Genomic DNA, 13,324 nt, shown 5'->3' on the forward strand with positions numbered 1-13,324 from the left:
AGTACCCCGGAATTAAGCAATTTCTGCTTGATTGCGCAAATGCTCTATGTATGCGTGGACGTCCTCCAGAACCCATCCCTTCGCCTTCATGCCGAGGGGGATGGACTTGGGGAACATCGGGTCGTAGTACTTGGACTGCGGGTTGATACGCAGGTACACCGTGGAGCGAGACACACCCAGCATTTCCAGCAAGGTCTTTAAACGGATGACGCACTTGGGATCGCAAAGTGCACGCTCCAGCGCGGTCTTCGGCTGAGAGGTCTGCTCCTGGGCCTGTTTCGACAAAATTTGCTTGATCTCGGTATCCACCGGAACGCTGGTGGATTTCACATTCTTCGACTCACGAACATCGTTCTCGCTGGAACGATCAGGGGTGGCAAAAGATTGGTACATGGCGGCTTCGTGCCTGTGTTGAAAACAAGCCCATTGAACCGAAAGCACGCCAGAACAGCCACGCAGCTGCTAACCGCGACATCTCACGTTAAGCAGCTACGTTGACTAGATGCATGTTTTTTGATAGCTGCCTGACGCCGGATTTGGGCATACACAAAGGCTTGTTCTGCAATCCATGCGAACGTGCTAAAAGTCCGAACATTTAGTTCCACGCCCGAATGAAATCCACCTCCAGCAGCGTCATGCGAATCGGAAGCTTTTAGCACGCTCGATCATGCAAACGCGTGGCTCGATGACCTGGCAGCCGAGGTGCCCTCAAGCGGCCGATTGAGACGCTGACAGCCAAATTCGCAGAAAAGCAACAAGGCAAGGCAGCACTGCGAGCTGCGATCCACTTTTTTTCAACCACATATCACCGACCTGAGCAGACACCGGTCTGCCGTCCAGGTCGTGGTGATGCGCCTACCTCACGGCGCTCCAGCACCTGGCTTCTTGTCTTTCTTCCAAGGAGCTCTGATGCCTTTTTCCTCCATCCCTCCCACCTGCCCGCTGTGCCATAGCCCACGGGTCGTCTCCCGCAACTGGGCACGCAAGACTGCAGGTGCCATCGGCTGCGCTGCCGGTGCCACCGGTGGCTTTGTCGGCGCCCTGCGCGGGGCGCAGATTGGTATTGCCTCGGGCCTGATGACCGGCCCTGCGGGCTCAACCCTCGGTGGCATTGCAGGCGCGGTTTTGGGTGGCCTGGCTGGCACGGCCATTGGCTGCGAAGTCGGCACGTCGGTGGGTAAAACGATTGATGCCCGAATGCTGGACAACTTCAAGTGCCTGGAATGCAGGCATGTATTTGCCCGCCTGGAATCGACCTCCGGCTATGTCGATTCCGATTGAGCGATTCACCCGGCTCATTCGCATTCATTTCCCTCTTCCCCCTTATCTCTCCCTTTGGGTTTTTCGCTTCTCTTACTGAAGGAGTTTTCTCATGGCACATCTCATAGAAACCATGGCCTATGCCGGCCAAACCCCCTGGCATGAACTGGGCCACGCCCTGCCTGCCAAACAGAGCATCGATATTTGGGCACAAGCGGCCGGCATGGATTGGCGTATCCAGGAAACGCCGGTGCGTTATCTGGCGTCCCATGGTGCGTCGGGTTCTTCCGGGCTGTCCGGCCTGTATGCCGAGCCCAAGGAGTTTCCCGAACAGAAGGTGCTGTACCGCAGTGATAGCCAGGCCGCGCTGTCGGTGGTGGGTAGCCGCTACCAGGTAGTCCAGCCCCGTGAGGTGCTGGAGTTCTATCGGGACTTGACCGAAGTCGCCGGTTACGAGCTGGAGACGGCGGGCGTGCTCAAGGCCGGGCGCAAGTTCTGGGCCCTGGCCCGCACCGGCAAGTCCGCTGCCCTCAAGGGCAAGGATGTGGTCAACGGCTATTTGCTGTTGGCCACCTCCTGCGATGGGACTCTCGCCACGGTGGCCATGCCGACGACAGTGCGGGTGGTGTGCAACAACACCCTGACCATTGCGCTGCGCGATGGCGTGGGCGCCGTCAAGGTGCCGCACAGCACGGCCTTCGATGCCCAGGCAGTCAAGCGTCAGCTGGGCGTGGCCGTGGGCCAGTGGGACAGCTTCATGTACCGCATGAAGACCCTGGCCGAGCGCAAGATCAAGACCCATGAGGCGATGAACTATTTCCTCAAGGTGATCTGCAACACGGACCAGCATTCCGATCCCACGGTGGGCCTGACCAATGAACGGGCGCTCAAGAAGGTGCAGATGCTCTACGAGGGCCACGGCCGAGGTGCCGAGATGCAGGCGGCCAAGGACACGGCCTGGGGCCTGCTGTGCGCCGTCACGGAGTTCGTGGACCATGAGAAGCAGGCCCGCAGCCAGGACAACCGCCTGGACAGTGCCTGGTTCGGCCAGGGCGCGGTGATCAAGCAGCGAGCCTTGGACCATGCGTTGCAACTGGTGGCCTAAACCAGTGGCCTGATCGTGCTTGACCATTGGCTTTCTTGTCCGTCTTTGGACGGTTCCCTACTCTTCTTCCTCCACCACAGACCGCTCATTGAGGCGGTTTTTTTATGCCCGCATTTTTGCGGGCCAAGGAGTTCTGTATGTCTTTGCAATTGGTGAGCCCTTCGAGGCCTGCTGCTCCTACAGTTTGCTCTAGCTCTGCCCCATCCCGTACTCCCCGCAAGGGAGTCGCCCTGCGCCTGGTATCCACCAAGGATCTGGAGCGCGAAGATTGGCTGGAGGTGCGCCGTACCGGCATCGGCAGCTCGGATGCGGCAGCGGCCATCGGCCTCAATCCCTATCAGTCGCAGCTGGAGCTGTGGATGCAAAAAACTGGCAAAGGTGATCTGCTGCCGGCCGTGGATCCCACGGACGACACCAGCCCCATGTTCTGGGGCACGCTGCTGGAGCCCATTGTGGCGGCCCATTACACCAAGCGCACAGGTCGCAAGGTGCGGCGCGTGAATGCGGTGCTGCAGCATCCCGAGCATCCCTGGATGCTGGCCAATGTGGATCGGGAGGTGATCGGAGCCCCCGATGTGCAACTGCTGGAATGCAAGACGGCGGGCATCCATGGCGCCCGCCTGTGGCGCGATGGCGTGCCCGAGTATGTGCAGATCCAAGTCATGCACCAGCTAGCCGTGACGGGCCAGCGCGCCGCCGATGTGGTGGTGCTGGTGGGCGGCCAGGAGTTGCGTATCTTCCGCATCGAGCGGGACGATGCACTGATTGCGCGCTTGATTGCGCTGGAGAAGGAGTTCTGGGACATGGTCCAAAGCGGTATCGCACCGGCCGGCGACGGTTCGGACAGTGCCGAGCAGGCCTTGCGCTGCCTCTACCCCGGCGACACTGGTGATCAGGTGGATCTGAGCGAGGACCAGGAGCTCAACACCACCTTCGAGGAACTGTTGCAGGCCCGCAGCGATCTGGACGCTGCGCAGAAACGGGAGGCTCGTCTGCGCCAACGCATTCAGATGCACATGGGCGAGGCCAGCAAGGCCCTGTTTTCCTGCGGCGGCTCCGTCACCTGGAAGCGCAGCAAGGACGGGCAGGCCTTCAACAGCAGCCAGTTCGTGCAGGAGCATCCCACGCTGGCCCAGCGCTATCTGAGTCCACGGGCCGGGTCACGGCGGTTTTGCGTCTATGAACCGGAAGCCGAGGCGTGAGCCGGGGAAGGTTCTCACTCCCTTGAGGGAAGTTAGACACCGGCCTCGTCAAATATCCGGCGCAAGACCTGCATCGGCAAGAACCGGACTCGGCGTCGCTTGAGCTCGCGCCTGAACAGGCGCCCTCTCTCAATGAAGTTGATCCTGGGTTGCATCTCGATTGGGTGAGTTTCCAACCCATCCAATCTAGCAGCAAAAAACAGGCGGTTTGTGACATCGCAGCCGGCCCAGGGATCTCCCTCCCCTCCGTTTTTTTCCTCTTTCCTGTTCCCCTTTACCTCCCCTCTGTCCTTCCTTGGCCTAGCCCTGGAGGACTTTTTTATTGGAGCCTTCCATGATCAAAGGTTTGATGATCACGCCCCCGGTGATCGGCCGCATTGCCATCGGCAAGGTGGTGGAGCGCAACGGCAAACGCCTGCCCGAGAAGGATGACGAGTTCACCATCACCACCCAGGTACAGACCCGCGGGCAGTGGATCCTGCATCCGCTGGACGAGGCCCTGCGACAGACACAGTCCAACGGCATAAAAGAAGGCCCTAAGCCTTCCCTGTCTGATGGTAATGAAGAAGGTGACGGCAGCCTGCAGCCCACTGCATCCGTCCAGCCTTCGCCGCGCACTGGCAGGCGTTCGCTCAGGGAAAAGATGGGGGTGGTCACAGACGCTCAGCAGGCAACCGATTCCCAGGCTCAGCCTGCAGCGGCGGCGACCACGGCAACCACATCCACCCGGCGCAAGCTGCGCAGCATCCCCGTGCGGGTGCTGTTCAACGATCCAGATCTGAATCTGCGTGCCCACTACACCTTGTTTGACCGCAGCACGGCCAGGCCTGTGTGTGTGGGTGACGGTGAGAGCAGCAAGCGGGTCACGAGCCAGGGACTGGCCTCCATGTCCTGCCCGGGACCTGATGCCTGCGCCTTCGGCCAGGACGGCTGCAAGCCCTATGGGCGACTGAACCTGGTGATTGGCGACAGCGACGAACTGGGCAGCTTTGTGTTCCGTACCACGGGCTTCAACAGTATCCGCACCTTGACCGCCCGGCTGCAGTACTTCGCTGCCGTGTCGGGTGGGCATCTGGCCGGCATGCCGCTGGAGCTCAAGCTGCGGGGCAAGTCCACGACGCAGTCGCATCGCTCGGCGATCTACTACGCGGATCTGGTCGTTCGCAGTGGCTTGACGTTAAACGAAGCCATTGCCCAGGCCCAGGAATTGGCGACACAACGCCAGGCTGCGGGATTTGATCAGCAGGCTTTGGATGAGGCGGCGAAGCTGGGCTATGCCAACGGCAGCTTTGAGGACTCGCCTGAAGAAGCTGCGGACATTGCGGAGGAGTTCTATCCCGAGAGCACCTTGCCTGAAAGCCTTGCAAAACCGGCAACGCATGCGGAGACCCCGCACCCGGCATCACCTCCTGCGCCATTTACTGGCTCGCAAACCAAGCCCCAAGGAATGCGTCGCCAGGGTGTCAATGGTACGCATAGGCCGTATGCGTAAAGGCCGTGGACGTGGAAACCGTGGGCGCATGGTCTGTAGCCAAGTTTGTGCGCTCTTGTAACCATAGCAACTATGGACAAAAAAGCATCCCAGCCGGGCCCCGAGCCGCAAAGACTCCCCGTGCTGGTGGCCTTCGGGAGGGTCGTTCGGCATTTGCGCAGGGAGCAGGGTTTCTCGCAGGAGACCTTTGCGCAGTACTGCGGCCTGGACCGCAGCTATCTGGGCGGCGTGGAGCGTGGCGAGAGAAACATCACCCTGGCCAACATGGAACGCATCATCTGCGCCCTGCATCTGAAGCCGTCGGAGTTCTTTGCGGCCCTGGATGAGGATTTCGCGAACCTGGCCCAGCAGGGCCATGTGATTCAGTTACGCGCCTTTGCCCCCAGAGCCCGCGCCCTGCGTACACAGGGCAAGCAGTCTTCATGAACCTGCACCCGTTGTAGCCCTCTGCCCCAAACAGGCCACGGGCTCCAAGGCTGTGCCACACCGTTTTTGAATGGAGATCCACCCCGCCCCATCCATCCTTACTCCGCCCCATGGCCCGCCTCCCGTGGGCTTTCACATTCAAGACATATCCATAAAGAAGAGGGAAACCATGAAGAAGATTTCGAACCAAGGTATGGCTCAGTTGGCTCTGAGCGTTGTCACGGCCGCGGTGCTGACCGCCTGCGGCGGCGGCGGTGGCGCTAGCAGCAGCGAAGCTCCTGCCTCCAACTCGGCCTCGGCCAGTGGCGTGGCAGCCGTGGGCTCGCCCATTGCCGGCGGCGCCGTGACGCTGAAGTGCGCCTCCGGTGCTTCTGCCGCGGCCACGACCGGCACGGACGGCTCCTGGTCGGCCTCGCTCAAGGGCAGCGACTTTCCTTGCGTGATCCGTGTTGCCGGCGGCCAGGCCAATGGTCAAGCCCTGACCACGCCTTTACATTCCATGGTGGCAGCATCGGGTCTGGCCAATATCACGCCGTTGACCGATTTGATGGTCAGCATCGTGAGCGGCCAAAAGCCCGATGCCTGGTTCGATTCGGCCACCAATGGGAGCTTGAGCGGTGCGATCCATGCCGGCGCTTTGGCAACGGCTCAGGACAAGCTCAAGGCGGTTCTGTCCAGCCTGCCGGGCAAGCCGTCCTTGCCGGCTGGCTTCGATCCGCTGACCAGCCAGTTCCAGGCGCAAAAGGGGGATGCGGGGGATGATTTTCTGGAAAGCTATGGCGCGGCGCTGACTTCTGCAGGCCTGACGCAGTCGGAAGCGGCTGGCAGCGTGGCGGCTGGCGAGACTCTGACCCAGGCAGCCTTTGCCGGTACGGCTTTCACGACACCCAGCATGACCATGTTCCGCGCGGGTGCCGCAAAGACCAAGGCGGGCGATTTCGTTCTGTCGATGCCCGATCCCCAGCGCGGTCTGCTGACATCGAAGGCTTCCTTGGACATGGATGGCAATGTGAACCAGGTCGGCCTGCCCTTTGTGGCGGTGACCAGCCTGCTGGGCAATCGCATCGCGCAGTACTGCACGCCAGGCGCCGGCGCCTTTGGCTCCAGCCAGCACGGGCAGTACGCCTATCTGTCTGAGGACTGGGTGCCCGTCACCAATACCAGCGAGTTGCACGGCAAGGTGTTTAACGAATACGAGGACTGCAGCGCCACCGGCACGCTGGAATTCCGGGCCGACGATTCCGTGGTGTTCACCGAAAACGGTGGCGTTCCCGACGCCCCCAACTTCGGCTTCTCCAAGGCCTTGACCGGCGAGGGCATGGAGGACATTGCAGAAAACTCCATCACGCATGCCAAGGTCTACAAGATCACCTTGGACGGCAAGACGACCTATGCCTATGTCGGTGTCTCGACCCAGAAGGGCCTGACCACACCGGTCATCGACGGCAAGGCCAACTACGTGACCATAGGCATTTCCCAGTAAGCGTTGCCCGATCAACCTGCCTCTGCCGCCCAGCGGCCTCATCAAGCGATGCGTTCCATTGGAGCGCATCGCTTCTTGCTTTGTAGTTCCGAATCCCATGGGCACAGCCTTTGGCCCAGAAGCCCAGCCATCCTGGCTCACAGCTCACAGAGCCCAGCAGGCTTGGTACTGCCGTGCCTGGCCCTGCCCCACTTCACATTGACCGGAGAACTCTCTCGATGAAAAAGCAACTCCTTCTTTTCACCGCCCTGGCCCTGGCTGGCTGCAGCTCTGCCCCCAGTGACAGCGATCTCGAAAAATTCCTGGAGCCCCAGTTCGCTGCCTGCGAAAACGTCAAGGTGACGCACGTCAAAAAGACCAACGGCTATGAAGAAGATGGCCATTACCGTGTCGAATTCACGTACGACATCGAACTCAAGGACCCCGATACCTTGAAGCGCATGCGCCAGACCTACCAGGAGGAGCGCGACCGCGTGAAAGCCTGGGAGGACGCTGGAAAGGCCGATCAACAGCAAATTGCGACACTCAAGACTGAGATCCTGGCGTTACGCAAGGAACACAACAGCAGCGCACCCCGCCGAGAGGACTTCAACTTCAACAATCCGCCGGGAATGGGTTTCCTGGAAGAAGACGCATATCGGAAAGCGCTGATCCAGTGGGAAAACGAGCATCCGCTGCCGGACAGCCTGCGCCAGAAGATGCAGGCGCTCGATGCGATGGAGCAGGAAGCACGGCAAAAGCAAGAGCGCGACCAGCCCAAGAACACCATCTACAACAAGGTGACAGACAGCGTCTGGTCCATGTACGTTGCGGGATGCCCGCATGGAGGCTCCACCAAGCTCTTATATCCTGCGCTGCTTCAGATCCGCAACGAAGCCGCCAAGGCACAGGACGTCCTGCACTGGCTGCAAGAGCAGCAGCTTCAGATGAAGGGCAAGATCACCATGCGCAAGACCGAGAACGGTTGGCGAGCACTGAGCGAAGGATGATTTACGACAAGCGATGACCCATGCAGCCTGGCGCCTGGTGCGCTGGGCCCCATGTCATCGGACCTTGTTTTTTGCCCTGAGAACGACTTGATTGCTTTGTGCAAGGGCAATAAGGTTGACGCTGCGGCCAGCAGACAAGGAGTTGCCGCACAACACTTTGCTGTGTAGACCGCTCCGGACTCCGAACGGTGCTTTGACGAAATCAGCCAGAAACTGCTTTTACACAAGGCTGTCATTCTTGTGAGGAATGGCGCAAAGCATCGACCAATAGCGAGAACGCAGGCGAAGTGTGGCGACGGCTCGGGTAGTAGAGATGGTAAGGCTCGAAGGTCTTTCGCCAGTTAGCAAGAACTTCGACCAGGTCTCCGGTTTCCAGGGCTCCACGAACGTACGCCTGGGGAAGGTAGCTCAGGCCGAGGCCGGCCAAGGCGGCATCGCGTACCGAGGAAATGCTGTTGCTGACCAGTTGCCCTTCCACCTTCACGCGATACTCCTTTCCCCCATGGGCGAACAGCCAGGCAAAGTGCTCGCCATGCGTCGGCAGGCGCAGATTGATGCAGGCATGGTCCGTGAGATCGTGCGGATGCTTCGGCGCAGGCTTTCGAGCGAAGTAGGCTGGCGAACCGACCACAGCCATCGGATGCGAGTCGCTAATACGCACTGCAATCATGTCGTTTGCCACGAGGCGACCACGACGGACGCCAGCATCGAAGCGTCCGCTCACGATGTCTGCGAGGCCATAGTCAATGGCCAGCTCGACCCGAATGTCTGGATACATGGGCAAGAACTGCGCAAGCGTAGGCTGCAGCACGCAGTGAACGGCGTATTCGTCGGCCGTGAGCCGGATTGATCCAGCGGGCTTGTCGCGCAAAGCGGTGATCTGTTCGAGCCCAGATGCGATCTGGCTCATGGAGGGGCCGACCAATGCCAGCAACCGCTCGCCGGCTGCTGTCGGCGAGACGCTGCGCGTGGTGCGGGCGAAAAGCCGCAGCCCCAGCCGCGCCTCCAGCCCCCGGATGACCTGGCTCAAGGCCGATTGAGAAACCCCGAGGCGTGCTGCCGCACGAGTGAAGCTGGCTTCCTCGGCCACGGCAATGAAAGCAATCAGGTCCTGCAGGTGACGCCCGTCCATTGATAAGCCTTGCTAATGATAGAAAGCTGATTTTGACGGATTATCAAAAGCACATGCAACTCCTACAGTTGCTCCTAAGCCGGTTGCTGCTGAGCCTCCCTGAATGAGCAACCCTTGAGATGGCTGGTGAAGTTTGGCGTTTAACAGCGCCAAGCTGGCTCCGTTCTTCAGCACCCGTCCTGATACCTACCCTCAACCGCGAAGGATTCAATCATGACCCACATGAAAACCGTCACTTTCAAGAACCGCAACTGGGACGTCGCAGCGGTGTTGCGCCTGCCCGAGGACTTCGATGCTGGCAAGAAGTACCCCGCCATTGTTTGCGCCCACCCCATCAGTAGCTGCAAGGAACAAACATCCGGGGCGGTCTATGGCGATGCGTTGACCAAGGCAGGCTTTATCACCCTCGCTTTCGACGCCTCCACGCAAGGCGCAAGCGGCGGCGAACCCCGTTTCAGCGAGGACCCTGCCACTCGCGTCGAGGATTTCCGCTGCGCAGTTGACTACCTCGTCACGCAACCCTTCGTGGACGAAGCCCGCATTGGCGTACTGGGTGTATGCGGTGGTGGTGGCTATGCCATCAGCGCGGCGACAACCGACCACCGTTTCAGGGCAGTAGGCACTGTAGTCGCCGCCAACTACGGCCGCCTGATGCGCGAAGGAGACATGTCGCCCGACGCGCCCCTCAAGACTCTGGCCGCAATTGCCCAGCAACGTACGGCTGAAGCGAAGGGTGCAGCCCCCCTGATCGCCGGCTATATCCCGAACTCCGTTGAAGAGCGTGTGAAGGCCGGCATCACCGACATCGACATCAAGGAAGCCGTCGAATATTACCGGACGCCCCGGGGTCAGCAAGCCGGCTCTCCAAACAAGCTGCGCTTCACCAGCACTGGTCCGGCCATGAGCTGGGATGCGTTCGCCTTCACTGAGGAATTCCTGATCCAGCCGCTGCACATCGTGATCGGCTCTGTCCCAGGGGGCTTTGGCTCGTATCGCGATGGTTTCGAGCTGTACCGGCGTGCGCGGTCATCTCAGAAGGCACTTCAAGTCGTGCAAGGTGCCAGTCACTATGATCTGTATGACCAACCCGAGGTTACGGGTAAGGCGCTGGAACAACTGATCCCGTTCTACAAAAAGCACCTCGGGTCATAAGTGGCCTAGCATGTAAGCTCCGAACATCGACTGTCTCCGACGGTCCTGTACGTTGTCCGCAACGGTACTCTGCTCGCCTTGGTCCTCGGCCCCCACACCGAGACGAGCATGAGAGCCGACTGCTCAATCCGTTGCCGACAACCCCGGCCTATCTGGCTGGCGCAGCGTACCTTCAGCAAGCCGTGTGAACCTGTCTAAACCAAAGTACGGAACAACTGCCTGTCATTCATTGCTCAGCGAAAGCTCAGCCGGCTCAATCATTCCACGATCCATTTAGATTCAGATGACCATGCTTTATGAAGATTTCCAGTTTCTCCAGTTTGATCGGCAAAACGACGGTGTGCTGCTCATCACCCTCAATCGGCCCGAAGTGATGAATGCCACCAATAACCGTATGCACTGGGAGCTGACGCAGATTTGGGACGTAGTCCACAACGATTCCACCGTCAAGGCAGTCGTGGTTACCGGGGCAGGAGATCGCGCTTTTTCGGCCGGGGGCGACTTGTCCGTGGTGGAAGAAATGTCCAATAGCCACGAACACACCATGCGTGTGATGAAAGAGGCATCGGACCTCGTCTACAACATGCTCGCCTGCGACAAGCCTATCATTTCGGCAATCAACGGCACGGCCGTAGGTGCCGGACTGACCGTTGCACTGATGGCCGACATCAGCATCATGGCCGAGGATGCCAAGCTTACGGACGGCCACGCGCGTCTGGGCGTGTCGGCTGGCGACCATGCAGCCATCATCTGGCCCCTGCTGTGTGGCATGTCCAAAGCCAAGTACTACTTGATGACCGCCGACTTCGTCGATGGCAGGGAAGCCGAGCGCATTGGCCTCGTTACCTTCTGCACTCCGCGTGCCGAGGTGCTGCCCCGCGCGCTGGCCATCGCCGCCAAGCTGGCTGCCGGCAGTCAGGCTGCCATACGGGCAACCAAAAAAACACTCAACAACTGGATGCGCCAAGCCGGCCCGATTTTCGACAATTCACTCGCGATGGAAATGCTGTGCTTCCTCGGCCCGGATGTGAAGGAAGGGCTAGCCGCGCTGCGCGAGAAGCGCCAACCCGACTTCCCCTCGGCGAAGCTGCCCTGCCGCTAATCCCATTGTCCCCATTGCCTTCGCCAACCGCGCCAGTCTGCCAAGTCCGGTCCCACGCCTGAGGGCAGGCCTGCTGGCAGGCCACCTCGGCTGCACCGGCGTGCACGCAATTACATGTGTTGTTGGCAAGCAACCTTCATGCCGTATTCACCTTCCTGCAATTCCATGCAGCCCGGCACAGGCTTGCGCATGGCCGGAGTTGCACGGGCATAGGTTGGCCACACGGGCAAGCGCCACCTGCCCATCCACCTCCTCCCGGTCACAGCAGCTGCCATGACCTGGAGATTGGCTCCTCCACCAGACGCAAGTCCCATCAGCCTAGCCGGAGCGACTCCAGGCCTTTGCATCGTGGCGGAGCGCAGCCGAAATCCGCCTCGTCATAGCGCAACTGCCCGCGGTTCATGGCCTGGATCGCTCCTGGCTTCAGTTGCGTGCGCGGAAGATATGCGTGCAGCGGCAGAACACCCGCCCCAATAGCCATCCGGTTCACAGAAGCTCAGCCGGCTCGGCAGGCGCCTTTTCCTGATCCCATTTTCTTTTTCGTTCGACACGGATGCGGCGTACGCCAGGCAAGACGCACATGCGGCTGACGGCCATTCGGCAAGCGCTCAGGAACCTCCTAAAACTGAAGTACGGAACATTCCGCAGGAAGCCATTGCACCCTTCTTCATGGCTCGCAGAAACTGGCTCACTACTGGCCAAGCCCGGCTACGCCAAGGAATAAGCATTTCCCCACCGCCCCAAAGAGGAGACATCTGCATGAAGAAAACCACCAAACTCGCCAGTGGCGTGTTGGGCCTGATCGGCCTGGCCGGACTGTCGCCTGCCGCGTTCGCGCAGCAAAGCAACGTGACGCTGTACGGCCTGATGGATCTGGGCCTTGCCCACACCAGCAACAAAGCCTCGGCCCCTACGGCCCAGGCACCAAATCCCGCCGGCTCCAGTTCCACGGAACTGCGCAGCGGCAGTTCTCTGACCTCGCGCTTCGGCCTGCGCGGCACCGAAGACCTGGGTGGCGGGCTGAGCGCCATCTTCAACCTCGAATCGGGCATCTGGGCCGACACCGGCGAGATCCAGGGCGGGTTCTTCCAGCGCCAGTCTTGGGTGGGCCTGCGCTCGGCCAGTTTCGGCCAGGTGACCGCAGGCCGTCAGTTGCCTGTCATCAGCGACATCCTCATCTCATCCACCCAGGCCCCCTACCTGGGCAACGCCACAGCCACCATCGACGGTGCAGCCACCGCCGGCGCGTCCGCGCGCTTCAACAACATGGTGGGCACGCGCGTGGATAACGCCGTCAAGTATTCGACCCCCAGCCTCTCCGGTTTCAAGGTGCATGCCATGTTAGCGTTCGGCGAGGTCGCGGGCTCCAACTCGGCAGGCCGCGTGCTCTCGCTCGGCGGCAGCTACGCCAGCGACAGCATCGAAGGTGGCCTGGCCTATCACGAGACAGAGTGCAAAACGGCAGGCGGGTGCGCCCCGGGCAGCGCCAAGGACAAGATCTTCGGCGTAGGCGGCTCCTACAAGCTGGCCGGCGCCCGCTACGGCATGGTCTATACGCGCCAGGAAAACGCCAAGAACATTGCGGGCATGGATGCCGACGTACTCACCTTGTTCGCGCGCGTTCCGCTGGGCCCACAATGGATTGTCATGGGCGGACTCCAGTTCCAGAACGACCGCTCCCCTGCCAACCAGGACGTACACCAAGTCAACCTGGGCGCCAACTACTTGCTGAGCAAGCGCACTTTCCTGTATGCGCTGTATTCGCACCAGAAGGTAAAGAGTGGCGGCAAGGCCGGCATGTACTCCGTCTGGTCTGACCGCGACAATCAAAACCAATTCAGCACCGGCATCGTCCATACCTTCTGAACCCCTTTGCGTTTACTCCCCAAGGTTGGGGCACGGCCATGCCGTGCCCCTTTTTTCGTCTAGGAGCCAGGACAGCGGCTGCACGCGCTACGCGTCGTTTGAATGAGCCTGGCTC

12 protein-coding genes are annotated in these 13,324 nt (G+C 60.5%); 10 read left to right on the forward strand and 2 right to left on the reverse strand.

The window, feature by feature from the left end:
• Positions 1–12 precede the first annotated feature (12 nt).
• Positions 13–393, reverse strand: a complete 381-nt coding sequence (locus Cth01_RS22200; RefSeq protein WP_082085704.1) for a helix-turn-helix transcriptional regulator — start codon at positions 391–393, stop codon at positions 13–15.
• A 516-nt stretch (positions 394–909) separates the two neighbouring features.
• Between Cth01_RS22200 and Cth01_RS22205 the strand changes: the two genes are divergently transcribed.
• From Cth01_RS22205 to Cth01_RS22240, 7 genes are all read left to right on the forward strand, one after another.
• The gene (locus Cth01_RS22205; RefSeq protein ID WP_045840444.1) at positions 910–1,281 is read left to right on the forward strand and encodes a membrane protein; all 372 of its coding nucleotides are present in this window, start codon (positions 910–912) and stop codon (positions 1,279–1,281) included.
• Between the two features lie 91 nt (positions 1,282–1,372).
• Positions 1,373–2,365: a DUF932 domain-containing protein gene (locus tag Cth01_RS22210; RefSeq protein ID WP_045840445.1), complete on the forward strand. Its 993-nt coding sequence runs from the start codon at positions 1,373–1,375 to the stop codon at positions 2,363–2,365.
• Positions 2,366–2,502: 137 nt separating this feature from the next.
• Positions 2,503–3,567, forward strand: coding sequence for a YqaJ viral recombinase family nuclease (locus Cth01_RS22215; protein WP_045840446.1), 1,065 nt, complete (start codon positions 2,503–2,505; stop codon positions 3,565–3,567).
• 334 nt (positions 3,568–3,901) lie between these two features.
• Positions 3,902–5,059, forward strand: a complete 1,158-nt coding sequence (locus Cth01_RS24380; RefSeq protein ID WP_072248300.1) for a recombination directionality factor — start codon at positions 3,902–3,904, stop codon at positions 5,057–5,059.
• Positions 5,060–5,131: 72 nt separating this feature from the next.
• Entirely contained in the window at positions 5,132–5,485 is a 354-nt protein-coding gene (locus tag Cth01_RS22230) for a helix-turn-helix domain-containing protein (protein ID WP_072248299.1), read from the forward strand.
• A gap of 169 nt (positions 5,486–5,654) precedes the next feature.
• Positions 5,655–6,968, forward strand: a complete 1,314-nt coding sequence (locus Cth01_RS22235; RefSeq protein WP_052703443.1) for a hypothetical protein — start codon at positions 5,655–5,657, stop codon at positions 6,966–6,968.
• A gap of 218 nt (positions 6,969–7,186) precedes the next feature.
• A complete protein-coding gene (locus Cth01_RS22240; RefSeq protein ID WP_233425259.1) occupies positions 7,187–7,957 on the forward strand; it encodes an oxidoreductase in 771 nt (256 codons plus the stop codon).
• Between the two features lie 232 nt (positions 7,958–8,189).
• Here Cth01_RS22240 and Cth01_RS22245 read toward each other — a convergent pair whose 3' ends face one another.
• On the reverse strand, positions 8,190–9,089 hold the full coding sequence (locus tag Cth01_RS22245; protein ID WP_045840447.1) for a LysR family transcriptional regulator: 900 nt from the start codon (positions 9,087–9,089) through the stop codon (positions 8,190–8,192).
• 213 nt (positions 9,090–9,302) lie between these two features.
• On the opposite strand from Cth01_RS22245, the gene Cth01_RS22250 reads away from it, so the two are divergent.
• From Cth01_RS22250 to Cth01_RS22260, 3 genes are all read left to right on the forward strand, one after another.
• Complete coding sequence (locus Cth01_RS22250; protein WP_082085705.1) at positions 9,303–10,241, forward strand: alpha/beta hydrolase; 939 nt, start codon at positions 9,303–9,305, stop codon at positions 10,239–10,241.
• A 289-nt stretch (positions 10,242–10,530) separates the two neighbouring features.
• Complete coding sequence (locus Cth01_RS22255; RefSeq protein ID WP_045840472.1) at positions 10,531–11,343, forward strand: enoyl-CoA hydratase/isomerase family protein; 813 nt, start codon at positions 10,531–10,533, stop codon at positions 11,341–11,343.
• A 759-nt stretch (positions 11,344–12,102) separates the two neighbouring features.
• A complete protein-coding gene (locus Cth01_RS22260) occupies positions 12,103–13,209 on the forward strand; it encodes a porin (RefSeq protein WP_045840449.1) in 1,107 nt (368 codons plus the stop codon).
• The last annotated feature ends 115 nt before the right edge of the window (positions 13,210–13,324 follow it).

The sequence above is a fragment of the Comamonas thiooxydans genome (assembly GCF_000964545.1).
Classification (GTDB): domain Bacteria; phylum Pseudomonadota; class Gammaproteobacteria; order Burkholderiales; family Burkholderiaceae_C; genus Comamonas; species Comamonas thiooxydans.